Origin of the sequence: Hymenobacter sp. PAMC 26628, from assembly GCF_001562275.1 — a bacterium.
Lineage (GTDB): Bacteria > Bacteroidota > Bacteroidia > Cytophagales > Hymenobacteraceae > Hymenobacter.
Map to the genome: position 1 here is coordinate 3,073,073 of NZ_CP014304.1, position 25,976 is coordinate 3,099,048.

The window sequence follows — 25,976 nt, forward strand, 5'->3', positions numbered from 1 at the left end:
GGTGCAGGGCACTGGGGAGTTTTGCCCAACGGCGGCAAACCCCACCAACACCGGGTGGAAAGGGGAAGGACTTGGGGCCCCAAGGTATTCACCACCGCCCACAAAACTCCGGCTTGGCCCAGCCCGGGCGCTGGTTGATACGTGTTTTGGTCAAAAAAATACCAGGATTGTTCTGCGCAATTGGCCGACCTTCGCCCAAGCTTTTTGCTCGTTTTTTCACCCTCGTTCCGCCCGCCATGCCCACCCGCCGCTTGCTGCTAATACCCACCGTTTTGCTGGCCCTGGCCGCGCCGGCCGCCCACGCCGCCGTGCGCCTGCCCGCGCTGGTGGGCAGCCACATGGTATTGCAGCGCGACCGGCCGGTGCCGGTGTGGGGCTGGGCCGCGCCGGGCGAAAAAGTAACCATCACGTTTCGCAGCAAGGCCTACCCCGCCACGCCCGACGCCAGTGGCCGCTGGCAGGCCACGCTGCCGGCCACGCCCGCCGGGGGGCCCTACGCCCTCACGGTGCAGGGCAGCAACCGCATCGAGCTGACGGACATCCTACTGGGCGACGTGTGGCTGGCCTCGGGGCAGTCGAACATGCAGTACAAAGTGAAGGACGGCAACCGCGGCGGCTACCAGCCCACCGACAACGCCGACCAGGAAATTGCCGCTGCCAACTGGCCCAAAATGCGCGTTTTCACCGTGAACCAGGCCGTGGCCTACCGCCCCCAGGCCGAAGCCGCCGGCAGCGGCTGGCAGGTGTGCAGCCCAGCCACGGTGGCGCAGTTTTCGGCGGTGGCGTATTTCTTCGGGCGCGATTTGCACCAGCAGTACCAGGTGCCGATGGGCCTGGTGGTGAGCAGTTGGGGTGGCACCCCGGCCGAGGCTTGGGTGAGCACCGCGGGACTGCAAGCCTTTCCTGAGTTTGGTAAAACGGTGACCGACTTTGCCGGCCGCACCACCGACCTGGCCGCCGACCAGCAGGCCTTCGTGGCGCAGCAGCGCGCCTTTGCCCAGAACATGGCCACCCACGACCAAGGCTACCTGCCGGGCGGTAAAACCTGGGCCAACGCCGACTTCGACGCCCGCGCCTGGCCCACCATGGCCCTGCCCGGCGCCTGGGAGCGCGCCCCGGCCCTGGCCAACTACGACGGCGTGGTGTGGTTCCGCAAAGAGATTGAGCTGACCGCGGCCGACGCCGGCCGCGACCTCACCCTGGCCCTGGGGGCCATCGACGACAACGACAGCACGTGGTTCAACGGCGTGAAGGTGGGCGGCACCACCGGCCACGCCCTGCCCCGCCGCTACAACGTGCCCGCCGCGCTGGTGCACCCGGGCCGCAACGTGGTGGCCGTGCGCGTGGTGGACACCGGCAGCGGCGGCGGCCTGATGGGGCCCGTTGAGGAGATGCACCTCACCACGCCCGGCCGCACCCTGGCGCTGGCGGGGCCCTGGCAGTACCAGGTGGGCATTGCTACCGGCCTAATGCCAAAGCCACCGGTGGCCGGCGGGGCCCAAAACGCGCCCACGGCCCTCTACAACGCCATGATTGCGCCGCTCGAACCCATGGCCCTCAAGGGCGTCATCTGGTACCAGGGCGAAGCCAACGCCGACCGCGCCGCCCAGTACCGCACCCTGTTCCCGGCCCTGATTACCGACTGGCGCGCCCACTGGGGCCCCCAGCTGCCGTTCCTGTTCGTGCAGCTCGCCAACTTCCAGCCCGCCCAGCCGCAGCCCACCGAGTCGGCCTGGGCAGAGCTGCGCGAAGCCCAGGCCGGGGCCCTAAAATTGCCCCGCACCGGCATGGCCACTGCCATCGACATTGGCAACCCCGCCGACATCCACCCCCACAACAAGCAGGAAGTGGGCCGCCGCCTGGCCCTGGCCGCCCGCCACGTGGCCTACGCCGACAACCAGCTGACCTACAGCGGCCCCACCTACGCCAGCCAGGCCACCGAGGGTCCCGCCATCCGCCTAAAGTTCACCCAGACCGGCGCTGGCCTGCAAGCCAAGGGCGGCGCGCCGCTGCAAGATTTCGCCGTGGCCGGGGCCGACCGCAAGTTCTACTGGGCCACCGCCCGGCTGGTGGGCAACGAGGTAGTGGTGCAGAGCGCGCAGGTGCCCGCGCCCATAGCCGTGCGCTACGACTGGGCCGACAGCCCCAACGGCAACCTTTTCAATAAGGAAGGCCTGCCCGCCGTGCCCTTCCGCACCGATACCTGGCCGGGCGTCACGGAAGGCCGCAAGTAGCCTGTTGCACGAACTTTGTAGCCCGCGGCTCTCGCCTCGTCCTGCCGATAATCGTGCAGCGACCGTTCAAGAACGCGGACTACGACCGAAGATTAGCTAAGCTAAAGTCCGCGCTACGGCTCGTTCAGAAGCTGTTTGAGTTAATAAAACGGTCATGCAGCGCGCAGCGAAGCATCTCTCCCGCGGCAGTAAATCATGGATTAGTTCAGCATTAGAGATGCTTCGCTGCGCGCTGCATGACCGTTTCAGATTATCAGCTTTCAGAGCCTCCTCTAAATGAAGATGCGGGTGCCCGAGAAGTTGCTGCGGAACTCCTTGGGCGTGCAGCCTTTCTTCTTTTTGAAGGTACGGTTGAAATTGGAGATGTTGTTGAAGCCGCACTTGTAGGCCACTTCGGCCACGTTGTGGGTGGTTTCGATGAGCATGCGCGTGGCGTGGCCCAGCCGGATTTCGTTCAGGCTGTCGATGAACGTGCTGCCAATGCGTTTCTTGATGAAGCGGCTGAACGAGGCCACCGGCATGTTGGCCACCTTGGCTACCTCCGTGAGGGTGACGGCGCGGCTGTAGTGCATGTTCATGTACTCGAATACCTTCTCGATGCGGCGGCTGTTGTAGTTGAGCTGCTCATTGTTGGAGCTGGAATCGGAGAGCGTGCGCAGGTTGCGCGACGTGGACAGGTCGTGCAGAATGGAGAGCAACTCCAGCACCGAGTCGAACCCGTTTTTCTGGCCCAGCGCCAGGATGCGGGGCTGGAGCCGCTCGATGGTGTCGCGCGAGAACAGGATGCCCCGCTGCGCCTTCTCAAACATCGTTTTGATGAAGCTGAGCTGGTTTTTGCGCAAAAACCGCTCCTCAAACAAGTCCTTGTGGAACTGGATGGTGAGCTCCCGGATATCCTCGGTTTCGCACTTGTGCGTGAACCAGGCGTGGTACAGGTTGGGCCCCACAAGCACCAGCTCCAGGTCGTCGATGGCCTCGATGTGGTCGCCCACGATGCGCTTGGCGCCCTTGGCGTTCACGATGAGGTTCAGCTCGTATTCCTCGTGGTAGTGCAGCGGAAAATCGAACTTCTTTTTGGCGCGGGAAAACAGCGTGAAGCAGTCGCTTTGGGTGAGCGGCGTGATTTCACGCATGATGTCGGGCTTCATAATAGGACGGGTCGGAAGGTTTAGGTCAATAAAAGTACACCGCTGTAGTGAAAATGCTATCAATCCGCAATCCTTTGCGGCACAGGGCGCCGGCAGGCATTTTGCGCTATTGCAGCATTTTATGAGCCTACTCGGCCCAAAAGCCTGCCGCAATGAAGCAATAGCCTACAAATAAATGACCCAATAGTATTACGAATTGCTCATCGATTGCGGGACCTTTGTTTCCCTTCTGTTCAACAGTTTTCTTCCTTTTTCCATTTCCAATTCCCGCCTGGGGCGCGGTTGCCGGGTACCGTGCCTACCCAGCGCGGCCCCAGCAACTTTTCGGGCACTCACCCGGCTTTTGCATGAATAAACTTTTTCGATGTTGCGGCGCGCTGGCCTTGGGCCTGGCCCTGGCTGCCGGGGGGGCCCTGGGAGCCCCGACCCCGGCGGGCTTTGTGCGGGCCCAGGGCACGCAGTTCACGCTCGACGGCAAGCCCTACCGCTACGTGGGGGCCAACTATTGGTACGGCGGCCTGCTGGCCACCCAGGGGCCCGCCGGCAAGGCGCGGCTGGCTACGGAGCTGGACTTTTTAAAGCAGCACGGCGTGGCAAACCTGCGGGTAATGGTGGGCGCCGAGGGCCTGAGCAATGGCTACCAGTACCGGGTGCTCCAGCCGCTGCAACCCACGCAGGGCCAGTTTGATGAGCGAATCATGGCCGGGCTCGACTACCTGCTGGCCGAGTTGGGCAAGCGCCAGATGAAGGCCGTGCTGCACTTCACCAACACCTGGGAGTGGAGCGGCGGCCTGGGCCAGTACCTGGAGTGGAACGGCTACACCGGCCAGCCCCTGCCCAAAAACCCCGGCTACAGCTGGGACAAGTACCGCGCCTACATCGCGCAGTTCTACACCTGCACGCCGTGCCAGGATGCCGTGGCCACCTACATCCGCTACGTGCTGGCCCGCACCAACAGCCTGACACACAAGAAGTACGTGAACGACCCGGCCATCATGGCTTGGGAAATCATCAACGAGCCGCGGCCCATGCTGCCCGCTGCCACCCCAGCCTTCGAGGCTTGGATGAAGCAGACGGCGGCCCTGGTAAAGTCCATCGACCCCAACCACTTGCTGACCACCGGCAGCGAGGGCGACATTGCCACCGACAACGACATGGCCGTGTACGAGCGCCTGCACGCCGACCCCCACATCGACTACCTCACCATCCACATCTGGCCCAAAAACTGGGGCTGGTTCCGCGACACGGCCACGGCCAAGGGCTTCCCCGCGGTGCTGGCCCGCACCACCGCCTACGTGAACAAGCACGCGGCCGAGGCCCAAAAGCTGGGCAAGCCGCTGGTGGTGGAAGAGTTCGGCCTGCCGCGCGACGGCCAGACGTTCACGCCCGCGGCCACCACGGCCCTGCGCGACCAGTACTGCGGGGCCCTGTTTGGCATGGCGAAGGGCAATACGCCGGCCAGCCGCGTCATTGCGGGCTATAACTTCTGGGCCTTTGGCGGCGCGGCGCGGCCGGTGCCGGGCCAGGTGTTCTGGAAGCCTGGCGACGCCTACATGGGCGACCCCGGCGGCGAAGAACAAGGCCTGAACTCGGTGTTCGACGCTGACCAATCAACCTGGGCCGTGATTGACCAGTACAGCAAAACCATTCGCTAACCCACTGACAGCTAGTTGCCAGTTGCTCGTTGTCAGTTGTCAGCACGTCGGCAACCCATTGGCCAACAACTGACAACGAACAACTGACAACTAAAACGCCTCACGATCCCATGAAGCTATTCCGCACCTTCGCGCTGGCCGCTGCGGCCGCCGCGCTGGCCCTGGGGGCCCGGGCGCAAGCCCCGGCTCCTGCGCCCATTGCCGACCCGGCCGCCACGCCCGCCACCAAGCTGCTGCTGGCCAACCTGCACCGCCTACTGCCCCGCGGCGTGATGTACGGCCACCAGGACGACCTGGCCTACGGCGTGGCCCAGGCCGGCCAAATGTGGAAGGGCGACGCCAACCGCTCCGACGTGAAAAGCACCGCTGGGGCTTACCCGGGCGTGTTTGGCTGGGAGCTGGGCCACCTGGAACTCGACAGCGCCCGCAACCTCGACGGCGTGCCGTTTACCAAAATCCGCAGCTACGTGCAGCAGGCCTACGCCATGGGGGCCGTCAACACCATCAGCTGGCACCTCGACAACCCGCACAACGGCAAAACGGCCTGGGATACGGCCCGCACCGTGAAATACATCCTGCCCGGGGGCCCCGACCACGCCAAGTTTGTGGCCCGCCTCGACCGGCTGGCCGCCTTTTTGGGCAGCCTGAAGGGCCCCAAGGGCGAGGCCATCCCGGTCATCTTCCGGCCGTTTCACGAGCACACGGGCTCGTGGTTTTGGTGGGGCAAAAAGGAGTGCACCCCGGCCGAGTTCACTGCCCTGTGGCGCTTCACGGTGGATTATTTGCACAACCAGAAGCAGCTTCACAATTTGATTATTGCTTACTCGGCCTCCGATTTCGCCGACGAGGCCGACTACCTGGAGCGCTACCCCGGCGACGCCTACGCCGACGTGCTGGGCTTCGACGACTACGTGAATGGGAAGGCCGCGGACAAGTTCCAGCCCGGTATGGCCCGCAAGCTGGCGCTGCTGACGAGCATCAGCAAGGCCCACGGCAAGCTGCCGGCCCTCACCGAGGTGGGCTACGACGGCGTGCCCGACCCCGCCTGGTGGACGAAAACCCTGCTGCCGCTGCTCAAGCAATACCCCGTGTCGTACGCCCTCACGTGGCGCAACGGCGACCCCGTGCACTACTTCACCGCCTACCCCGGCCAGGCCAGCGCCGCCGATTTCAAGCAGTTCTTCCAGGACAAGCAGACCTTTTTTGCCAACCGCCTGGGGCCCCTGCGCCTCTACGCCAAGCCGATTTAGTAAATAGAATTATTCTCGAAAAGAAAGTCGCACGAAAAGAACGTCATGCGGAGCGTAGCGAAGCATCTTTCCCGCGCCAGTAATCAGGATTAGTTACGCAGAAAAGATGCTTCGCTGCGCTCTGCATGACGGCCCAATTCCCGCGCTTCCCCAGTGCCTTTAACCTTCTGATGAAATTACATTTAATTGACCTCCTGATCATCGCGGCGTACTTGCTGACGACGGTGTTCATCGGCATTTACTACAGCAAAAAGGCGCGCGAAAACAAGGACAGCTACATGCTGGGCGGCCGCACGCTGCCCTGGTACAAGCTGGGACTGAGCGACGCCTCCGACATGTTCGACATCAGCGGCACGATGTGGATGGTGAGCCTGTGCTTCGCCTACGGCATGAAAAGCATCTGGATTCCGTGGCTGTGGCCGGTGTTCAACCAGGTGTTTTTGATGATGTACCTCTCGCGCTGGCTGCGCCGCTCGGGGGCCTCCACGGGGGCCGAGTGGCTGGCCACGCGCTTCGGCACCAAGGGCCCCGGCGTGCTGGCCTCGCACCAGGTGGTCATTGCCTTCGCGCTGCTCAGCTGCCTGGGCTTCCTGGCCTACGGCTTCGTGGGGCTGGGCAAGTTCGTCGAGATTTTCATCCCTTGGGATTTGGTGAAGGGGTACGTGCCCTTCGCCGTGGCGCCGCAGTACGTGCCGCACGTGTACGGCATCGTGTTCACGCTGTTTGCCATGTTCTACGCCATCGTGGGGGGCATGCACAGCATCGTGCTGGGCGACATGATTAAGTACGCCATCATGACGGTGGCCTGTGTGGCCATTGCCGTCATCGCCTACACCAACCTACAGGGCAAGCAATTGGCGGTGCCCAACGGCTGGTTCAACCCCTTCTTCGGCTGGCGGCTGGGGCTCGATTGGTCGAAGCTTATCCCGGAGGTGAACAGCAAGATTGCCAGCGACGGCTACTCGCTGTTCGGCATTTTCTTCATGATGATGGCCTTCAAGGGCGTGTTTGCCTCGCTGGCGGGCCCCGCGCCGAACTACGACATGCAGAAGATCCTGAGCACCCGCTCGCCCGAAGACGCCAGCAAGATGAGCGGGTTCGTATCCATCATCCTACTGCCGATTCGCTACGCCTTCATCATCGGCCTTACCATCCTGGGCCTGCTCTACTACCACCAGATGAACCTGAAGGCCCCAGACGGCACCATCGACTTCGAGCGGATCCTGCCGATTGCCATCAACAACTTCCTGCCGGCCGGGCTGGTGGGCCTCACGCTCACGGGCCTGCTGGGGGCCTTCATGGGCACGTTCAGCGGCACCGTGAACGCGGCCCAGGCCTACATCGTGAACGACATCTACCTAAAGTACGTGAACCCCCAGGCCCCCACCAGCCGCATCATTTCGATGAATTACCTGGTGGGCGTGGTGGTGGTGGCCGTGGGCGTGGCCCTGGGCTTCATCGCCAAAGACGTGAACACAGTGCTCCAGTTCATCGTGTCGGCGCTCTACGGCGGCTACATTGCCGCCAACGTGCTGAAGTGGCATTGGTGGCGCTTCAACGCCACGGGCTTTTTTGTGGGCATGCTCACGGGCATCGTGGCGGCGCTGGTGTTCGGCGTCCTCATCCCGGCCGGCAACCTGCTCTACTGGTTCCCGCTGCTGTTCGCCATTTCGATGACGGGCTCCATCGTGGGCACCTACCTCGCGCCGCCCACCGACGCGGCGGTGCTCCAGTCGTTTTATAAAACGGTGCGGCCCTGGGGTTTCTGGGGCCCCGTACTGGCCGAGGTACAGGCCCAAGACCCGAGCTTCCGGCCCAACCCCAACTTCGGGCGCAACATGTTCAACATCGTGCTCGGCATCGTGGCCCAGCTCTGCCTCACCATCCTGCCCATGTACCTGTTGCTGAGCCAGCACGTGCCGCTGGCCATCACGGTGGTCATCCTGGTCGTGGTGGGCCTCATCCTGAAGAAAACCTGGTGGGAGCGCCTGAGCGACGACTAGCTTTTTTAGGCTGATAGCTAATGGCTATTGGCCGTTGGCTTTTTACACAACTTCTTTATAACCAGTTTTATCATTCCAAAAAGCTAGTAGCCAGCCGCTACCAGCCAACAGCCCGCCCGCGCTATGTCTTCCGTATTCAATCACCGCTTGCAGCTGCTGCAAGCTCACCACGACCAGCTCGTGCGCCGCGCCAACCCCCGCGAGGAGGTTGGCAACGGCATTTTTGACCGCTACGCCCACCCGGTGCTCACGGCCGCCCACGCCCCGCTGGACTGGAAGTACGACCTGAACCCGGCCACCAACCCTTTCCTGATGGAGCGTATCGGCGTGAACGCCACGCTGAACGCGGGGGCCCTAAAGTGGCACGACAAGTACGTGGTGGTGGCCCGCGTGGAAGGCAACGACCGCAAGTCATACTTCGCCGTGGCCGAAAGCCCCAATGGCGTGGACAACTTCCAGTTCTGGGACCGGCCCATCACGCTGCCCGAAACCGCCGAGCCCGACACCAACGTGTACGACATGCGCCTGGTGGCCCACGAAGACGGCTGGGTGTACGGCCTGTTTTGCACCGAGCGCCGCGACCCCGCCGCCTCCGATGCCGACCAGTCGGCCGCGCTGGCCAAGTGCGGCATTGCCCGCACCAAGGACCTCGTGGCCTGGGAGCGCCTCGCCGACCTCACCACCAACTCGGCCCAGCAGCGCAACGTGGTGCTGCACCCCGAGTTTGTGGACGGCCAGTACGCGTTCTACACCCGCCCGCAGGACGGCTTTATCGACGCTGGCAAGGGCGGCGGCATCGGCTTCGGCCTGTCGCAGTCCATCGAAAACGCCACGGTGATGCAGGAAGTCATCGTCGACAAAAAGCAGTACCACACCATTTCGGAGCTGAAGAACGGCCTGGGGCCCGCCCCCATCAAAACTGCGCTGGGCTGGCTGCACCTGGCCCACGGCGTGCGCAATACCGCCGCCGGCCTGCGCTACGTGCTGTACATGTTCATGACGGACTTGCACGACCTCACCAAAATCATCCACAAGCCGGCCGGCTACTTCCTGGCTCCGGAGGGTGACGAGCGGGTGGGCGACGTATCAAACGTGGCCTTCGGCAACGGCTGGATTGCCGAGCCCGACGGCCGCGTGCTCATCTACTACGCCTCCTCCGACACGCGCCTGCACGTGGCCACCTCCACCCTGGCGCAGCTGCTCGACTACGTGGTGAATACCCCCGAAGACGGCCTGCGCTCGGCCGCGTCGGTGCAGGCCATCAACGCGTTGGTAGACCGCAACGAGGCCTTTTTGCGCAGCACCAACGTGGCCGCCCACACCGTGGCTAATGTAGTGGCCAAATCGGCCCTTTAATTTCCAATTATCCGTCGCCCGTTGCGGGCGCTGGCTTCCCTGCCGGCGCCCGCACGGGCGATACTTATTAGTAGCCGCATGCACCAAGCCGCCGATTTTCAGCGCGAACTCGACAACATCCTTTTCTACTGGGCCACCCGCGCCGTGGACACCGCCGACGGCGGCTTCTACGGCTGCCTCGACGCCTACGACGCCGTGGTGCCGGGGGCCCCCAAGGGCGCGGTGCTCAACGCCCGGATCCTGTGGACGTTCGCGGCCGCTTGCAACCACGCGCCCAACCCCGTGCGCCTGGCCCTGGCCCGGCGCGCCTACGATTACATTCGCCAGCACTTTGTGGACCCGGAATTTGGCGGCGTGTACTGGACCGTAGACGCCCACGGGGCCCCGCTCGACACCAAAAAGCAGGTGTACGCGCTGGCCTTCACCATCTACGGCCTGGCCGAATACTACCGCGCCAGCGGCGACGCGGGGGCCCTGGAACTGGCCCAGGCCCAGTACCGCACCATCGAAGCCCACAGCTTCGATGCCGCCCAGGGTGGCTACCTGGAGGCTTTTGCTCGCGACTGGCAGCCCCTGGCTGACCTGCGCCTGAGTGCAAAGGACGCTAACGAGAAAAAGACCATGAACACCCACCTGCACGTGCTGGAGGCCTACGCCAACCTGTACCGCGCGTGGCCCGACGCTGGCCTGGGACAGCAAATCAGGGCCCTGCTGGGCGTGTTCGATGCCCACATCATCGACCCCGGCACGCACCATTTGCGGCTGTTTTTCGACGAGAACTGGGCGTCAAAGTCCGCCGTCGTTTCCTACGGCCACGACATCGAGGCCGCCTGGCTGCTGCTCGAAGCCGCTGAAGTGCTGCACGACGAAGCGCTCATTGCCCGCTTCCAGCACCTGGCGCTGCCTATGGCCGTAGCCGCCGCCGAGGGCCTTGATGCCGACGGGGGCCTGAGCTACGAGTTAGAGCCCGGCCACCTGGTGCGCGAAAAGCATTGGTGGGTGCAAGCCGAGGCCCTGGTGGGCTTCCTGAATGCCTACCAACTCAGCGGCGACTCCAAGTTCATGGACCAGTTTGAGGGCGTGTGGAAATTCACCCAGGCCTACATCCTCGACCAGCAGGGCGGCGAGTGGGTGTGGGGCGTGGAAGCCGACCACGCCCGGATGGCGGGCCAGGATAAGGCCGGCCTTTGGAAGTGCCCGTACCACAACGGCCGCGCCTGCCTCGAAATCCTGCGCCGCAGCGCCTGATCTTCAACCATTTTACCAAACATCCGGCCTCGTGGACAGAAGAAATTTTCTCCAAATTTCCGGCGCAGCGCTGGGCAGTTTGGTAACCCAGGCGGCGGTGGGCCCCACGGCGGGCGCCGCCGAAACCGTGGAGCTGCCCACCCGCGTGCTCGTGCGGCTTGGCCCCGGACCGCAGGCGCAGGCCCTGGTGGCGTCCGACGGCCGCCGCACCTGGACCTACCGCGACGTGACGGTGCACCTCGTGCCCCAGGCCGGCGGGGGCTTGGCGGTAGCGGTGCAGTCGCCCACCCTGGCCCTGCACGCCGTGCAGCTGCACTGGCGCTACGCGGGGCCGGCCGCGGCCAGCGTGCTCGGCGACGCCTGGGAGCGCACCTACGGCGACGTGCAGTTTCAGCCGCTCGCCCTGGCCCGCAAGCTGCCCTGGTACTTGGTGCAGCACGATTTGCGCAGTGGCCGCACGGCTTGCTTTGGGGTGCGCACGGGGGCCCACACCTTCTGCTACTGGCAAGTGGGCAGTGGCCAGCTGCAACTGACCCTCGACACCGAGAGCGGCGGGGTGGGCGTGCGGCTGGGGGCCCGTACGCTGGCCGCTGCCACGGTGCTGGCCACCACCGGCCAGCCCGGCGAAAGCACCTTCGCCACGGCCCGCCGCTTTTGCGGCCTGATAAGCCCCGCCCCGCGGCTGCCGCGCCAGCCCGTGTACGGCATCAACGACTGGTATTTTGCCTACGGCAACAACTCGTCCGACCTCATTTTGCAGCACACCCGGCTGCTGGCTGACCTGATGCCGATCGGCGATAACCGGCCGTTTTCGGTCGTGGACGCCGGCTGGGCCACTTACTCCCCCCTGCTGCCCGGCGACGGCGGCTGGCAGGACGACTTTTCGCGCCCTAACCCCAAATTCCCTGACATGGGCAAGCTGGGCAGCGAAATCCGCCAGCTTGGGATGCGGCCGGGGCTGTGGACGCGCCCGCTCTGCGCCCGCTACGGCACGCCGGCCAACCGTCTCTTGCCCCGCATTGCGGGCCGCGACGACCCCAGGAAGCCCGTGCTCGACCCCACCATTCCCGAGAACCTGGCCGGTATTCGACGCAATTTTGCCACCTACCGGGCGTGGGGCTACGACATGGTGAAGCACGACTACAGCACGTACGACTTGCTGGGCCGCTGGGGGTTTGAGATGACAGACCGCCTCACCGCCCCCGGCTGGCGCTTCCACGACGACACCCGCACCACGGCCGAGATTATGCTGGCGTTGTACCAAGCCATTCGCGACGCGGCGGGGCCCGCCTACCTCATCGGCTGCAACACCGTGGGCCACTTGGCGGCGGGCCTGTTCGAGCTGAATCGCATTGGCGACGACACCAGTGGCCTGGAGTGGGACCGCACCCGCAAAATGGGCGTCAACACGCTGGGCTTTCGGCTGGTACAGCACAACCATTTTTTTGCCGTCGACGGCGACTGCGTGGGCCTCACGCCCAAAGTGCCGTGGGCCCAAAACGCGCAGTGGCTGCGCCTGCTGGCCGGCAGCGGGGCCCCGTTGTTCGTGTCGGCCCAACCGGAAGCCGTCGGCGCCGCCCAGAAAGCGGCCCTAACGGCCGCTTTCGCCCAGGCGGCCCGTCCGCAGCCCGTGGGCGAACCGCTCGACTGGCTCACCGCGCTGCGTCCCACCCAATGGCGGCTCGATGGGCAAACCACTGCCTTCGATTGGAGCTAACTGGCTTTCACCCCAACCCTACGCTACCCGCATTTTCTTAACCCGCTCACTATGAACCGCCTGGTGCTTGCCGTTTCCTTCCTGCTGCTGCCGGCCGCCGGGGCCCTGGCCCAAACGTATTCCGTGAAGGACTACGGGGCCCTGGCCGACGGCAAAACCCTGGCCACGGCCGCCATCCAGAAAGCCATCGACGCCTGCAACCGCGGCGGTGGCGGCACCGTGGAAGTACCGGCCGGCACCTACCTCGTGGGCACCATTGCGCTGAAAACCAACGTCAACCTACACCTTGGCAGCGGGGCCGTGCTCCGGGGCAGCCCCAACGTGGAAGATTACCTTGCCTATACCTTGCCGGTGTACGGGCGCAACCACTACGGCATCCTCTACACAGCCAACGCCGCCAACGTAGCCCTCACCGGGCACGGCACCATCGACGGCAACAACGGCGTATTCTACGATTTTGACCAGGCCAAGAAGCTCGACACCGCCACCACTCGCTACACGCGCCAGCGGAATAATTTCCGCCACGTAGCTGAGGGCATCGGCGACGGGCCCGTGGTGCCCAAGGACCGGCCCCGGCAAATGGTCATCTTTTCGCAATGCGTGAACGTGCGCGTCACCGACGTGTCGCTGCTCAACTCGCCGTTTTGGACGCTGCACTTTGCCGACTGCGACGCCGTGAACGTGGACGGTATACGTTTGTGGACCAATCTATTGGTACCTAACGCCGACGGCATCGACGTGACCAGCAGCCGCAACGTGACCATCGAAAACTGCGACATCCGGGCCGGCGACGACGCGCTGGCCATTACCGGCTACGACCACCACTTCGAAATTCCGGGCTTCACGGGCGTACGGCACGCCTGCGAAAACATCAACGTCAGCAACTGCAACCTGCAATCGTACTCCAGCGGCATCCGCATCGGGTTCCTGGATCAAAACACGGTGCGCAACGTCAACGTGAGCAACTGCAACATTACCAACTCGACGCGCGGCATCGGCATTTTCCTGCGCGACGAAGGCTCGCTGGAGAACCTGACGTTCACCAACATCCGCATCGAAACCAAGCTGCGCACCGGCGACTGGTGGGGCAACGGCGAGCCCATCCACATCTCGGCCGTGCGGGGCAAGGAAAACGTGCGGTTGGGCCACATCCGCAACATCACCTTCACCAACGTGAGCTGCCAGGCCGAAAACGGCATCCTGCTCTACGGCAGCGCCGAAAGCGCGCTGGAAGACATCACGTTCAACAACTTAAAGCTGGAGCTGATGGATAGCCCGCTCAACGACGTGGCCGGTGGCAACGTGGACTTACGCGGGGCCCTGGTTCCCAAAACCAGCCTGTTTGCCCGCGACATCCCCGCCTTCCTGGCCGAGCACGTGAACGGGTTAACGATCAACGATTTCAAGCTCGACTGGGTCCACCCACGCGCCACTTTCCTTACCCACGGCATCGAGGCCAACCACTTCCAGCACTTGCGCATTGCCCATTTCACCGGCACTGGGGCCCCCACCAACCCGGCCGCCCGCCCCGTGGTGCTACGCGACGGCACCGCCGCCGCCGTGGACCGGCGCCCCGCGGACGTGCAGCGCACCCGCGTTCGAAAACACTAGCGCCCGCTGCTCCATCGGGCTCGCTAAGCAGGTCCTGGACACACATTTTTTAATTGCCGGGACTATTCCTCACCACCGCGACTACCCAGTGCCATTGGCACTGCAAAGGATAACGAAATAATTATAAATATATGCTTTATCTAATATAATCTATTGCAGTAGAATTATTCGACCGCAACCAAACGGAAATTTAAAAATCCAAAAGACATCGTGACCAAGGCACCGCCACGGAAGAAATAATTTATGGCAGTTGGTACATCAAAAAAGTGATTAAGAACCAAATTGACGGCTAAAATGCCCATTCCCAGTACCAACATCAGATGCGCCAGCGTGAACTTTTTCATAAGAATGACTTTGAGTAAGAATAAACAGGATCTATCTAACACTATACAATGCAATCGTATGTGCCGGCTCAAATGTAAACAAAAATGTAACGTGGCAAAGAAAATAACCGTTGCATAGAATATAATTTAATCTGGAAGCGGGCATTAGCGCCGCCCCCCTAGCCTTTTTAGGTATCCGACCCCAGGTTTAGTGCCGGCGCTATCGGGCCCCGAGTAAAACCCCGCTTTCTTTGTAAGCCACTGCGCCCAACGCATCGCCCCCGGTAGTGGCCGCGCATCCTCCAGGGGCCTGCTGCGCTACCTGCGTGCCGGTGCGCTCGCCTAGTTTGCTTCCTTCATGACGTTTTTTGACCCATTAGCCTTTCCGCCCCGCGTTGATGCATCGATTAGTTGGGGCATAAAAAAGCCCCTGCCGATGACGACAGGGGCTTTTAGTGATCCCGCTGGGATTCGAACCCAGGACCCGTACATTAAAAGTGTACTGCTCTACCAGCTGAGCTACAGAATCGGTTCGGGGAAAACAAGAAAGGCGTTACCTTCTTTGTGGGTACAAAAGTACGGCAAGCTTTTTGGCTGCGCAACCTTAAGGCAAAAAAAAGTGCCTTGGTACTTCGCAGGGGCCCTATTGCTAGGGTTTATGGCACTGCCTTTCTGGGGATTGGGTGCCAACGGTGAGCCAAAAGAAAATTCATCAGCGGCCCCGTTAATCACCGCTGGGGCCCTGCCTCGGGTTGATTCGCTGCTGGCAGCACGCCAATACGCGGCGGCCACGGCCCTGCTGCTGCGGCAGGTGTGGGGCCAGCGGCGGGCGTCGGCGCGGGCGCTGCTGCAGTTGGCCTACGCCCAGCAGCAACTGGGCCACTACCCGGCCGCCCTCCTGTACCTGGGCTTGGCGCAGGCCCGGCAGCCCCGCCTCGATACTTGGCGCCAGCAGGCCACGCTGGCCGCCCGGCACCGCCTGGTGGGCTACCCCACCACTTGGCAGCAGGAACTGCGCGTGCGCGCCCAGCGCTACTACTACCCCGGCTTGCAGCTGCTGCTGGCGGGAGCAGTGCTGGGGGCCGTGGGGCTGGGGTGGCGCTGGCGGCGCACCCATCCAAGCGCCTGGCTCGGCTATGCGGGCTACTTGGGGGTGGCGGGAACGTACCTGCTGGCCCTGGCCCCTACCCCGGTGGGGCTGGTGGCCCGGCCAGGCGCGGTACTAATGGCGGGGCCGGGCGCGGGCGCGGCCTGGCTGAGCACCGCGGCAGCCGGCGACCGCCTGCTGGTGCTGGGCCGCGAAGACATTTGGCTGCGCGTGCGCTGGCAGGACCGCGTGGCCTACGTGCGCGCGGCGGACACCTTCGTCATCGAGTAGCCGGCCCTGTGAAACACAAAGCGGCTGGGTCCCTGGGGCCCCCAGCCTAGCTTTCCCGGTCGGGGAATTATTACTGCATGCATTCCCGGTACCCGGCCTTAGGCGGGCAGCCCAAGAATGCGGCGTTGCTACCGGTGGTGATGGCGCAGCCCGTGGCTTTTTGGTAAGGCAGTGGAGCAGCCATGGTCAGGCGGTAGTTGCACTTGCCGGGCGGGCCCTTGGCCTACGCGCCGAGGTTGCGCCCAAACCGGTCGCCCACGTGGGTGGTGGTTTCCTCGACCAGCGGCAAACCGGGGCCCATGATAGCGCCCGGGAACAACAGCGAGGGGCGGGCCGGACTATTTTAGGCCTCCGGGCCGGCGCCGGGCGCGCTGGTGGTTTCTATGCGCTTCATACGCAATGGAAGGGGTGGCAGCAAAACCAATTCTCCCTGTCCAAACGGGCAAAAAGAACCGGCGAAACCCTGACCGGAAATTCCAAGCGTTGGGGAAGCTACTGGCCCGGGGGCCCTAAAAATCGCCTCCTTCCTTGCGGAAATTGGCCAGTACCAGCTTGTCCATCAGGCCGGGGAGCCACTTGTTCAGAAAAACCGTGAGCTTGCCCTGGCCCGTGAGCACGAGGGTGCGGCGGCGCTGCGCCACGGCGCGCAGCACGTGGGCGGCCACTTCCTCGCTGCTCATCATCTGGCCTTCGTCGCGGGGGGTGTCGTGCTGGGGCTCGCCGTTGGCCACCAGCGCCGCGTGGCGGATGTTGGAGGCCGTGAAGCCCGGCGCGGCCGTGAGCACGTTCACACCCGCGGGCAGCAGCTCGGTACGCAAGGCTTCGAGGAAGCCGTTCATGGCAAACTTGGAGGCCGAATAGCCCGTGCGCCCCGGCAGCCCCCGAAAGCCCGCGATGCTGCTGATGCCCACCACCGTGCCTTTGCGGGCCAGCAGGTGCGGCAAGGCGGCCTTGGTGGTGTACACGGTGCCAAAAAAGTTGGTTTGCATGAGCTGCTCCAGCACCTTCACATCCACGTCGGCAAACTTGGCGCGCATGCTCAGGCCGGCGTTGTTGATGAGCACGTCGAGGCCCCCGAAGCGGGCCACGGTGTCGGCCACGGCGCGGGCAGCGGCGGCGGCATCGCCCACGTCGGCCTGCACGGCGAGGTGGGCGATGCCGGCGGCGGCCAGGGCCCCGGCAGTGTCGGCGAGGCGGGCCGCGTCGCGGCCGGTAACGGCCACGGCGTAGCCCGCACGGCCAAAGGCCAGGGCGCAGGCCCGGCCGATGCCGGACGTGCCCCCGGTGATGAGCACAGTTTTTTGGGACATAACAAACGCTGAAAACGAAAGCCCAAAACTACGGCTGCGCGCCCGCGCCGGGCGGGGCCCAGCCCCCACGGGCAGGAAAACCAGCGACAAAAAATGCCCATTGGCCGACTCCTGGGCGAGGGCCCGGTTTCGTGGGTTACATTTAACCACGGAAAAAATCTACCCTTTGCTCTTTGCTTATGCGCTACGGTGTACGCCTTTGGAAATCATTGCTTGCAGCCGCATTATTGGCAGCGCTGGGGGCCCCGGCGGTGCGCGCCCAAACCTGCCCGGCGGCGGCCAGTTGCACCCCGGGCCGGGCCGGCGCGGCGGCCGGCGCAGTCACGGCCTTCAACATGGGCATCCTCAACGTGACGCTGGGCAGCATCAACAATACCACCCTGGGGCAGGCCGACGGCTACAGGGACTATAGCTGCCTCGCGCCCAGCACCACCACAGCTACTACCCTTGCGGTGGGCCAGAACTACACCCTCACGGTGCGCACCAGCCTCAATAATAACGAGACGGTGCTGGCCTGGATTGACTATAATAACGACGGCGCGTTTGACCCCGTGACGGAGGTAATCATGGCCGCCACCCCGGCTACGGGCACGGGTACGGCGGGGGGCCTGCACACGGCCACCTTTGCCGCCCCCGCCACGGCCCGCACCGGGGTGCCGCTGCGCTTGCGCGTGGCCGCCGACTACACCAATAGCCCCGTGCCCACGCCGTGCTCCACGCCCCAGTTCTCGCAGGACGAGGACTACGCCGTGACGCTAACCGCCAGCACCGGGCCGCCGGTGGCGGCCTTCACCACCAACGGCGCCACCACCTGCTCGGGCTGCGTGCAGTTCACCGACGCCAGCCAGAACCTGCCCACGTCGTGGGTGTGGAGCTTCGGCGACGGCACCGCCAGCGCCGCTCAAAACCCCAGCCACTGCTACGCCGCCGCGGGCACCTACCAGGTGCAGCTCACGGTGGCCAACGGCAACGGCAACGCCATCAGCGCGGCCACCGCCATTACCTATAACAGCACCGCGCCCGCCGCCGCCACCTGCGCGCCGGCCACCGCCGCCTACTGCTGCAACTACGGCGTGGTGCGCGTGCGCCTGGGGGCCCTCGACAACGCCTCGGCCGACGGCAGTGCGGGCTACCAGGACTTTAGCTGCACCCAGCGGGCGGCCCTGGTGGTGGGCACGGCCTACCCGCTGCAAGTGACAACGGGCGGCACCCTGCCCCACGACACCCGCGCCTACCTCGATCTGAACAACGACGGCGCCTTTGCCGCCACCGAGCTGGTGGGCCAGGCCCTGAACGCCGCCAACCCCACGTTTTCGCTGAAGCTGCCCGCCACGGCGCCGCTGGGCCAGCCGCTGCGCCTGCGCCTCGTGACGGACTACGCTGGCAGCGACCCACAGCCCTGCAAGGCCCCCACCAACGGCCAGGTGGAGGACTACGCCGTGGTGCCGGCGGCCAACCCCAACCCGCCAGTGGCCGCCTTCGCCTCGACCTACGTGAGCGGGGGCTGCGTGAACCCCGTGCAGTTCACCGACCAAACCACCAACACGCCCACGGCCTGGAGCTGGAATTTTGGCGACGGCACCACCAGCACCCTGCAAAACCCGACGCACCAGTTTGCCGCCGGCACCTACACGGTGGCCCTCACCGCCACTAGCGCCTACGGCACGAGCAGCACCTCGCGGGCGGGCTTCGTCATTAGCGTGCCCTGCCTGAGCTACTGCGCCTCGAACGGCACGGGCTTTGGGGCGGGCACCAGCAGCCCCCTCTGGATTACCAGCGTGAGCGCCGCGCCGGGCGGCTTCAGCAATGCCAGCGGGCTGGAGCCCGGCGGCTACGGCAGCTACGTGGCCAAAACCATTGCGCTGGCCGCGGGCACCACGGCCAGCCTCACGGTGACCGTCAGCAACATCGCCGCGCACCGCACGGTGGCCTGGGCCGACTTCAACCAGGACGGGGTATTTGCGGCCAATGAGCTGCTGTTCAGCACCACCGTGAGCGGCAACACCTGCGTGGGCACCTTCGCGCTGCCCGCCACGGCCCTGCTGGGGCGCACCCGCCTGCGCGTGGAAACCGACCAGACCACCCGGGCGGCCGACCCCTGCGCCGCCGACCTCGCCAACGGCGAAGTGGAGGACTACACCCTGCTCATCCAGCCGGCCACCCCCACGGCCACCGCGGCCACGACCGCTCTGCCCGGCCTCACGGTAGCGCCCAATCCCACCGCCGACGGCCACCTGCGCCTGCACCTGGGCGGCTCCGGGGCCCCCGGCCCCTACGCCGTGGAAGTACAGAACCTGCTGGGGGCCACCCTGCTGACCACCGCCGTGCGCCTGGCCCCGGGCGCCGACGCTGCCCTCGACCTGGGGCCCCTGGCCGCCGGCGTGTACCTGCTGCGCCTGCGCGACCCCCAGGGCCAAGTGGCCGTGCGCCGCGTGGTGCGCGAGTAGGCGGTTGTCAATAATTTAAAACGGTCAGGCTGAGCGCAGCCGAAGCATCTCTCCCGCTGACTAATCACAGTTTACTGCCGCAGTAGAGATGCTTCGGCTGCGCTCAGCATGACGAGCAAAATGGTTTTCTACTGCCATCCAGGCGCTTGACCTGAGCGTCGTCCCCGATTTACTAAACCTTACTTTTTTGAGCTGGCGCGGCCCGGGGGCCCGCCGGGCTGCGCTTTCTTTTTCTGCACGCTGCTTCTGTTTTTTTATATGCTGACAACTCTACTTCGGCGGTTTTGCGGACTGGGGGCCCTGCTGGTCCTGTTGGTGCTGGGCCTGGCCGGGCCGGCGCGTGCCACCCACTTGCTGGGCGGCGAAATGAGCTACCGCTACCTCGACGCCAACGGGCCCGCCGCGGCGCCGTTCCGCTACGAGCTGACGGTGACCATCTACAACAACTCGTTGCCGGGGGCCGCCCAGCCCAACCCCGAGGCTGTTGTGGGCATCTACAACCGCACCACCGGGGCCCAGATTGTGCTGACGACCGTCAATTACGCCCGCATCGTGACGCAGGGCGGCACCCCCGGGCTGATGAGCATTGCCTCCACTTCGCTCTCGCAGGTGCTGCTGCCGCCCACCGCCACGGGCTGCACCGTGACGGGGCCCCAGCAGCCGTTTAGGCTCCAGAAATTCGTGGGCGTGGTGAACCTGCCCTTGTCGTTCGACGGCTACTACGCTGTGTTCACGCGCAGCGCCCGCAACGTGGACGTGACCAACCTGAACACCGGCAACAACAACCGGCCGCTGACGCTGTACACGAGCATGGCCCCGGCCCTGCTGCCCAACCACGCGCCGGTGTTTTCGGACACGGCCGTAGCCGTTGTGTGCCAGAATGATACGACCATCAGCCTCAACAACGCCGTGGACGCCGACGGCGACCGGCTGGTGTACTCGTTTGGCTCGCCTTACGGGCAATTTGCCAGCTCGGGCTCGAACCTGCCCCGGCTGTTTCCACCCCTGCCGCTGGCCATTGGCTACTACGCCGGCTACTCACTGGCCAACCCGTTTGGCACCGGAGCCGGTAATTTTGCGCTGCTGAACGCCAGCACCGGCGTGGCCCGCTACGGGGCCGCCAACCAGGGCAAGTACGTGATAGCCGTGGACGTGGCCGAGTACCGCACCATCAACGGGCGGGAGGTGCTGATTGGCACCACGCGGCGCGACTTGCAGCTGGTGGTGGCGCAGTGCCCGAGCACCCGGGCCCCGGCGCTGGCCCCAGCCGTGGCGCTGCCCCGCGCCTACACCATCGAGGAAGGCCAGGCGCTGAGCATCCCCATCACGGCCACCCAAGTGGCAGGCGACCCCCTGGTGCTCACAGCCAACAGCGCGCTACTCGACGGCGCGGGCGGCTTCAATGCCACCTTCAATGGCAACGCGGGCACGGTGGCGGCGGGCAGCCTCACGGGCACGGCCACGGCCACCGGCAGCGGCACAGTAGTGGGCACGTTCGTGTACAATTCGGCCTGCGGCGAAGCGCGCGCTACGCCCTACGACGTGGCCCTGACCGTGCGCGACGTGGCCTGCGGCGGCAAAACCGCGGCCGACGTGCTGCGCATCACCGTGACGCGGGCCGCGGGCCCCACGGCCATTGCCGGCGACGCCACCGCCTGCGCCCAAACCGCGCACGCCTACACCGCCAACGGCGCTACGGCCACCTACCGCTGGCGGGCCACGGGCGGCACCGTGGTGGGTAGCGCCACGGGCCCCACGGTGCAAGTGCTGTGGGGCAGCGCCGGCACCGGCACGCTGGTGGCCCGGGGCGTGTCGGCCTACGGCTGCCTCACCGACTCGGTGAGCCTGCCGGTGACCATTCTGGCCGCCCCGGCGCTGGCCGTGGCCGGCCCGCTCAGCATCTGCCAGGGCGCGTCTACTACGCTAAGCGTGAGCGGCAGCAGCGCCTACACCCTTACCGGCGGCGGCACCACCCAAACCGGCCCGGGGCCCTTCGTGGTGGCCCCCACCCAAACCACGACCTACACCATTACCGGCGCGGCCAACCCCAGCGGCTGCGCCGGCACCGCCCAGGTAACGGTAACCGTGCTGCCGCTGCCCACCGTGGTGCCGGGCGCGGCGGTGGCCATTTGCTCGGGCGGCACGGCGCAGCTGGGGGCCCCGGCGGTGGCGGGCGTCACCTACAGTTGGAGCCCCGCCACGGGCCTGAGCAACCCGGCCAGCGCCAACCCCACCGTGACGCTGGCCAACGCCACGGCCGGGGCCCTCACCGTCACCTACACCCTCACGGCCACGCTGGCCACCGGCTGCGCGGCCACCGGCACCGTGGCCGTCACCGTCAGCCCCGCGCCAGTGGTGCGCGCGGGCACGGCCGCCACCGTATGCGCGGGCCAAACCGTGACGCTGGGGGCCCCCACCCAGGCCGGCTTCACCTACGCCTGGACGCCGGCCGCGGGCCTGAGCAGCGCCACTGTGGCCCAGCCCGTGTACACGGCCGCCAACTCCACCGGGGCCCCCATCGTGGTAAAATTCCGGGTGACGGGCACCTCGCCCCAGGGCTGCGCCGGGCGCGATTCGGTGCTCATCACCGTGAACCCGCTGCCGCCCCAGCGCACCATCACCGGGCCGGGCTTTATCTGCGATCCGTCGCAGGCCTTCACGGGCACCTACGCGGTGGCGGGCGCCAGCGCCACGTCTACCTACCAGTGGGCAGTGGTAGGCGGCACCATCACCGGCGGGCAGGGCACGGGGCAAGTCACGGTGCTCTTTACTTCGGGGGCCCCCAGCCGCTCGCTGAGCGTGGTGGAAACGTCGGCCTTCGGCTGCACGGGCACGGCAGCTTCCAACCTGAATATTCTGCTCGACCAGCCCACTATCACCCTCACTACGGCCTCGGTGGATGCTACTAGCAACGCCCGCATCATCCTTACCTTCAGCGTGCCCAACGGCACCAACACGCCCAACCAGGTGCAGGTGCTGCGCCGCGTGGCGGGCACCGGCGCCTTCGCCGTGGTGGGCACCGTGGCCCCCACCGCCACCGCCTACACCGATGCCAACGCGGTGGACGCCAGCGCCAATTCCTACGAATACCAGCTCACCGTCGCCAACGGTTGCGGCACGGTGCTAACCACCGCCGTGGCCCAAACCGTGCGCCTGCAAGCCACCGCCACGGCCGGCGCGGGCGGCTACCGCCAGGGCAGCGTGGCCCTGCGCTGGAACCCCTACATAGGTTTTACAGTAAGCGGCTACCGCGTCTACCGCCGCCTCGACGGGGCCCCGGCAACGCTGCTGGCCACCGTGCCGGCCACCACGCTCGCCTACACCCTACCCAACGGGGCCCTGGACACGAGCAGCGACGGCGCGGGCTTCGCCCAGAATTTCCGCGTAGTAGCCTTCAGCGCCGACGCCACGCCGCTGCTCTCGAACTCCAACGAAACCCTGGTGAGCTTCGCCAACCCGCTGGCGTTCTACAACATCATCACCCCGAACGGCGACAATCGCAACGACCGCCTCGTGATTGACAACGTGGCCCTGTACCCCGGCAACTCGCTCGTCATTTTCAACCGCTGGGGCCGCGAGGTGTACGCCACCACCAACTACCAGAACACCTGGGGCGACGCCCCCGACGTGGCCCCGGGCAAGTACTACTACCTCTTCAAGCTAGCCGACGGCAGCACCATCAAGGGCTGGGTAGAAGTGGTGAAGTGATTGTCCGAACCACGGATTTATCGGATGGCGCGGATTCGTCGGATTTTGGGGACGATTGGCTAAAATCCCTTTAGGGCCCCTGGGGCCCTAAAGGGATTTTACAGTCAGTGCACCAGCCCTTGTAAAACGGAGTGGCACTCCGTTGCCAGGCGAACGGTAAACAGATTGTCACTCCGTTTTACAAGGGCCGGTGCGCTACTTATGAAACCGCTGCGAGGTGGCTTTAGCCAATCTTCTCCGAAATCCGACGAATCCGCGCCATCCGATAAATCCGTGGTTCAGACATTCCGGGGACTATTTTTGCATCCCCATTATGAGCAAATTCAAAAATATTCCCGCCGAGCTGCTGCGCAACGTCAAAATTCAGGACATGGTGGCCGAAGGCAAGTGCCTGGTGCGCCTAGAGAACCTGGTGATTTTCGTTAGCCAGGTGGCCCCCGGCGACGTGGTGGACCTGCGCGTGACGAAGGCCAAAAAGAACTTTCTGGAGGCCGTGCCCACGAAGTTCCACCAGTACTCGGAGCTGCGCGTGGAGCCGTTTTGCCAGCACTTTGGCACCTGCGGCGGCTGCAAGTGGCAGCACCTGGGCTACGACGCGCAGCTGCGCTACAAGCAGCAGCAGGTGGAAGACCAGCTCACCCGCATCGGCAAAGTGGCGCTGCCCGAAATCGCCCAGATTCTGCCCTCGCCGGCCCGCACCTACTACCGCAATAAGCTCGAATTCACGTTCAGCGACAACGGCTGGCTGACCACGGAACAGATCAACGACGATTCGCGCACTTACAACCGCGAGGTGGTGGGCTTCCACACGCCGGCGCGGTTCGACAAGATCATCGACGTGGAGCACTGCTGGTTGCAGCCCGAGCCGAGCAACGAAATCCGCCTTTTCATCCGCGACTACGCCCACCAGCACGAGCTGCCGTTCAACAACCTGGTGCGCCAAACCGGCCTGCTGCGCAACCTCATCGTGCGCACCGCCCAGAGCACCGGCGAAACGATGGTGATTTTGCAGTGCTACCGCACCGACGAGGCCATCGAGCCGCTGCTGGACGCGGTGCTGGCCAAGTTCCCAGAAATCACGTCGCTCAACTACGTGCTGAACAGCAAGGGCAACGAAACCTTCCACGACCTGGAGGTGGTGTGCTACCGTGGCAAGCCCTACATCGAGGAGGACATGGAAGGCCTGCACTTCCGCATCGGCCCCAAGTCGTTCTACCAAACCAACTCCGAAGGGGCCCACCAGCTCTACAAAGTGGCCCGCGACTTCGCCGATTTGCAGGGCACCGAGTTGGTGTACGACCTCTACACCGGGGCCGGCACCATCGCCAGCTTCGTGGCCAAAAAGGCCCGCAAGGTCATTGGCGTGGAATACGTGGAGCAGGCCGTAGCCGACGCCCACGTGAACGCCGAAATCAACGGCATCACCAACACCGAGTTTTACGCCGGCGACATGAAGGACATCCTCACCGCCGGCTTCACCGAAACCCACGGCCGCCCCGACCTCATCATCACTGACCCGCCCCGCGCCGGCATGCACCCCGATGTGGTGCAGCGCCTGCTGGAGCTGCGCACCCCGCGCATCGTCTACATCAGCTGCAACCCCGCCACCCAGGCCCGCGACCTGGAACTGCTCGACCCCGCCTACCGCGTAACCCGCGTGCAGCCCGTAGACATGTTCCCCCACACCCACCACGTGGAGAATGTGGTATTGCTGGAGTTGAAGTAATTTAAAACGGTATGAGAAGCTACACACTTGCAGCTCTAGTTTCCTCGCTCACCGGGTGGTTAGTTGCAATTATAGTTTATGGCTTGGGTTATTTTCTATTAGATAGAAACCAGGCTTTGGCAGCACTAACAATCGTTGGGATTTACACTTTAATAATTTCATTGATAGCAAATATGCTACTGGTGCAAGTACCCAGATATTTTATCAAAAAAGCTGTTCGCATGCTGAATAGAGCAACTTTTGCGCTATTTTATTCGCTATTGGCAGTGATTATTTTCAACATCTTATTTGGCCGACAATTCGGGCGTAATCCAGTGGAACAATTGACTTATTTAAATGCAGCCACAAATGGGTTTGTTCTCGGTTTTGTGTTTCATTCCGTTTGGAAGCCAAATATTTATTTGACATAACACATGGACTACTTCAACGACCCTGAACTGAACGGCAAATACCTCGGCACCATCACTAAGGATTTTGCGATTGTATCCGATACGCTGAAGGAGGCGTCGTACCAGATTCGCAAGCGCGACATCAGCAAGTATCCCATCTTCGTGTTTGCCAAGCAGGAGGTGCCGCTGGGCAGCCTGCTGGTGAACGCCGACGAGCTGAACCTGCAGTGGCACGTGTACGCCAGCTACGTCGAACTATTTATCCAGCAAGGCATTATCGGCGCCGATGGCATCGACAGCTTCGAGGAGAACTACAAAAACTCCGACGAGTTTTGCTGCCTGTTTGTGCTGGATGAGGAGTTCACGAAATTCGTTTTCGTGCCTTACCCGGAAGATTAATTGTCTGAACCACGGATTTATCGGATTGAACGGATTCGTCGGATTTTGGGGACGATTGCCGTTTGCGTAGCGTG

17 protein-coding genes and 1 tRNA gene are annotated in these 25,976 nt (G+C 64.3%); 14 read left to right on the plus strand and 4 right to left on the minus strand.

The genetic code is table 11. The annotated features are described in order from the left end of the window. The first annotated feature begins 236 nt into the window (after nucleotides 1-236). Nucleotides 237-2,234: a sialate O-acetylesterase gene (locus AXW84_RS13445; protein WP_068234073.1), complete on the plus strand. Its 1,998-nt coding sequence runs from the start codon at nucleotides 237-239 to the stop codon at nucleotides 2,232-2,234. Between the two features lie 272 nt (nucleotides 2,235-2,506). Here AXW84_RS13445 and AXW84_RS13450 read toward each other — a convergent pair whose 3' ends face one another. Continuing rightward, nucleotides 2,507-3,382: a helix-turn-helix domain-containing protein gene (locus tag AXW84_RS13450; RefSeq protein WP_068234077.1), complete on the minus strand. Its 876-nt coding sequence runs from the start codon at nucleotides 3,380-3,382 to the stop codon at nucleotides 2,507-2,509. A gap of 347 nt (nucleotides 3,383-3,729) precedes the next feature. Here AXW84_RS13450 and AXW84_RS13455 point away from each other — a divergent pair, with 347 nt between their 5' ends. The 7 genes from AXW84_RS13455 (at nucleotide 3,730) to AXW84_RS13485 (ending at nucleotide 14,222) form a co-directional block, all read left to right on the plus strand. Then, nucleotides 3,730-5,037, plus strand: coding sequence for a glycoside hydrolase 5 family protein (locus AXW84_RS13455; protein WP_082773890.1), 1,308 nt, complete (start codon nucleotides 3,730-3,732; stop codon nucleotides 5,035-5,037). Between the two features lie 110 nt (nucleotides 5,038-5,147). Further along, a complete protein-coding gene (locus AXW84_RS13460; RefSeq protein ID WP_071891317.1) occupies nucleotides 5,148-6,287 on the plus strand; it encodes a glycoside hydrolase family 26 protein in 1,140 nt (379 codons plus the stop codon). Nucleotides 6,288-6,457: 170 nt separating this feature from the next. Further along, complete coding sequence (locus AXW84_RS13465) at nucleotides 6,458-8,290, plus strand: sodium:solute symporter family protein (RefSeq protein ID WP_068239403.1); 1,833 nt, start codon at nucleotides 6,458-6,460, stop codon at nucleotides 8,288-8,290. Nucleotides 8,291-8,413: 123 nt separating this feature from the next. Continuing rightward, on the plus strand, nucleotides 8,414-9,646 hold the full coding sequence (locus AXW84_RS13470) for a glycoside hydrolase family 130 protein (RefSeq protein ID WP_068234080.1): 1,233 nt from the start codon (nucleotides 8,414-8,416) through the stop codon (nucleotides 9,644-9,646). Nucleotides 9,647-9,724: 78 nt separating this feature from the next. Further along, nucleotides 9,725-10,894, plus strand: coding sequence for an AGE family epimerase/isomerase (locus AXW84_RS13475; RefSeq protein ID WP_068234083.1), 1,170 nt, complete (start codon nucleotides 9,725-9,727; stop codon nucleotides 10,892-10,894). Between the two features lie 31 nt (nucleotides 10,895-10,925). After that, nucleotides 10,926-12,611 carry a hypothetical protein gene (locus AXW84_RS13480; protein ID WP_157887010.1) on the plus strand — a complete coding sequence of 562 codons (1,686 nt, stop codon included), beginning with the start codon at nucleotides 10,926-10,928 and terminating at the stop codon, nucleotides 12,609-12,611. A 51-nt stretch (nucleotides 12,612-12,662) separates the two neighbouring features. Next, complete coding sequence (locus AXW84_RS13485; RefSeq protein ID WP_068234089.1) at nucleotides 12,663-14,222, plus strand: glycoside hydrolase family 28 protein; 1,560 nt, start codon at nucleotides 12,663-12,665, stop codon at nucleotides 14,220-14,222. Between the two features lie 164 nt (nucleotides 14,223-14,386). On the opposite strand, the gene AXW84_RS13490 is transcribed toward AXW84_RS13485, so the two are convergent. Beyond that, nucleotides 14,387-14,566 carry a hypothetical protein gene (locus AXW84_RS13490; RefSeq protein ID WP_068234091.1) on the minus strand — a complete coding sequence of 60 codons (180 nt, stop codon included), beginning with the start codon at nucleotides 14,564-14,566 and terminating at the stop codon, nucleotides 14,387-14,389. Nucleotides 14,567-15,001: 435 nt separating this feature from the next. Next, nucleotides 15,002-15,074, minus strand: a tRNA-Lys gene (locus AXW84_RS13495). Between the two features lie 129 nt (nucleotides 15,075-15,203). On the opposite strand from AXW84_RS13495, the gene AXW84_RS13500 reads away from it, so the two are divergent. Continuing rightward, nucleotides 15,204-15,923, plus strand: coding sequence for a hypothetical protein (locus tag AXW84_RS13500; protein ID WP_157887011.1), 720 nt, complete (start codon nucleotides 15,204-15,206; stop codon nucleotides 15,921-15,923). A 509-nt stretch (nucleotides 15,924-16,432) separates the two neighbouring features. Here AXW84_RS13500 and AXW84_RS13505 read toward each other — a convergent pair. Continuing rightward, complete coding sequence (locus tag AXW84_RS13505) at nucleotides 16,433-17,233, minus strand: SDR family oxidoreductase (protein ID WP_068234097.1); 801 nt, start codon at nucleotides 17,231-17,233, stop codon at nucleotides 16,433-16,435. A 179-nt stretch (nucleotides 17,234-17,412) separates the two neighbouring features. Here AXW84_RS13505 and AXW84_RS26340 point away from each other — a divergent pair, with 179 nt between their 5' ends. The 5 genes from AXW84_RS26340 (at nucleotide 17,413) to AXW84_RS13525 (ending at nucleotide 25,902) form a co-directional block, all read left to right on the plus strand. Beyond that, entirely contained in the window at nucleotides 17,413-19,680 is a 2,268-nt protein-coding gene (locus AXW84_RS26340) for a GEVED domain-containing protein (RefSeq protein ID WP_082773891.1), read from the plus strand. A 258-nt stretch (nucleotides 19,681-19,938) separates the two neighbouring features. After that, complete coding sequence (locus AXW84_RS13515; protein ID WP_157887012.1) at nucleotides 19,939-23,388, plus strand: gliding motility-associated C-terminal domain-containing protein; 3,450 nt, start codon at nucleotides 19,939-19,941, stop codon at nucleotides 23,386-23,388. A 313-nt stretch (nucleotides 23,389-23,701) separates the two neighbouring features. Next, nucleotides 23,702-25,114 (plus strand): 23S rRNA (uracil(1939)-C(5))-methyltransferase RlmD, encoded by a 1,413-nt coding sequence (gene rlmD / locus AXW84_RS13520; RefSeq protein ID WP_068234108.1) that lies wholly within the window; start codon nucleotides 23,702-23,704, stop codon nucleotides 25,112-25,114. A gap of 11 nt (nucleotides 25,115-25,125) precedes the next feature. Beyond that, the gene (locus AXW84_RS24970) at nucleotides 25,126-25,524 is read left to right on the plus strand and encodes a hypothetical protein (RefSeq protein WP_157887013.1); all 399 of its coding nucleotides are present in this window, start codon (nucleotides 25,126-25,128) and stop codon (nucleotides 25,522-25,524) included. Between the two features lie 3 nt (nucleotides 25,525-25,527). Continuing rightward, nucleotides 25,528-25,902 carry a hypothetical protein gene (locus AXW84_RS13525; protein ID WP_068234111.1) on the plus strand — a complete coding sequence of 125 codons (375 nt, stop codon included), beginning with the start codon at nucleotides 25,528-25,530 and terminating at the stop codon, nucleotides 25,900-25,902. The last annotated feature ends 74 nt before the right edge of the window (nucleotides 25,903-25,976 follow it).

Bases quoted from the DNA above. Each gene is read 5' to 3' on its own strand.
- AXW84_RS13445 (WP_068234073.1), top strand. From the start codon at position 237: ATGCCCACCCGCCGCTTGCTGCTAATACCCACCGTTTTGCTGGCCCTG.
- AXW84_RS13450 (WP_068234077.1), bottom strand. From the start codon at position 3,382: ATGAAGCCCGACATCATGCGTGAAATCACGCCGCTCACCCAAAGCGAC.
- AXW84_RS13455 (WP_082773890.1), top strand. From the start codon at position 3,730: ATGAATAAACTTTTTCGATGTTGCGGCGCGCTGGCCTTGGGCCTGGCC.
- AXW84_RS13460 (WP_071891317.1), top strand. From the start codon at position 5,148: ATGAAGCTATTCCGCACCTTCGCGCTGGCCGCTGCGGCCGCCGCGCTG.
- AXW84_RS13465 (WP_068239403.1), top strand. From the start codon at position 6,458: ATGAAATTACATTTAATTGACCTCCTGATCATCGCGGCGTACTTGCTG.
- AXW84_RS13470 (WP_068234080.1), top strand. From the start codon at position 8,414: ATGTCTTCCGTATTCAATCACCGCTTGCAGCTGCTGCAAGCTCACCAC.
- AXW84_RS13475 (WP_068234083.1), top strand. From the start codon at position 9,725: ATGCACCAAGCCGCCGATTTTCAGCGCGAACTCGACAACATCCTTTTC.
- AXW84_RS13485 (WP_068234089.1), top strand. From the start codon at position 12,663: ATGAACCGCCTGGTGCTTGCCGTTTCCTTCCTGCTGCTGCCGGCCGCC.
- AXW84_RS13490 (WP_068234091.1), bottom strand. From the start codon at position 14,566: ATGAAAAAGTTCACGCTGGCGCATCTGATGTTGGTACTGGGAATGGGC.
- AXW84_RS13500 (WP_157887011.1), top strand. From the start codon at position 15,204: ATGGCACTGCCTTTCTGGGGATTGGGTGCCAACGGTGAGCCAAAAGAA.
- AXW84_RS13505 (WP_068234097.1), bottom strand. From the start codon at position 17,233: ATGTCCCAAAAAACTGTGCTCATCACCGGGGGCACGTCCGGCATCGGC.
- AXW84_RS26340 (WP_082773891.1), top strand. From the start codon at position 17,413: ATGCGCTACGGTGTACGCCTTTGGAAATCATTGCTTGCAGCCGCATTA.
- AXW84_RS13515 (WP_157887012.1), top strand. From the start codon at position 19,939: ATGCTGACAACTCTACTTCGGCGGTTTTGCGGACTGGGGGCCCTGCTG.
- rlmD (WP_068234108.1), top strand. From the start codon at position 23,702: ATGAGCAAATTCAAAAATATTCCCGCCGAGCTGCTGCGCAACGTCAAA.
- AXW84_RS24970 (WP_157887013.1), top strand. From the start codon at position 25,126: ATGAGAAGCTACACACTTGCAGCTCTAGTTTCCTCGCTCACCGGGTGG.
- AXW84_RS13525 (WP_068234111.1), top strand. From the start codon at position 25,528: ATGGACTACTTCAACGACCCTGAACTGAACGGCAAATACCTCGGCACC.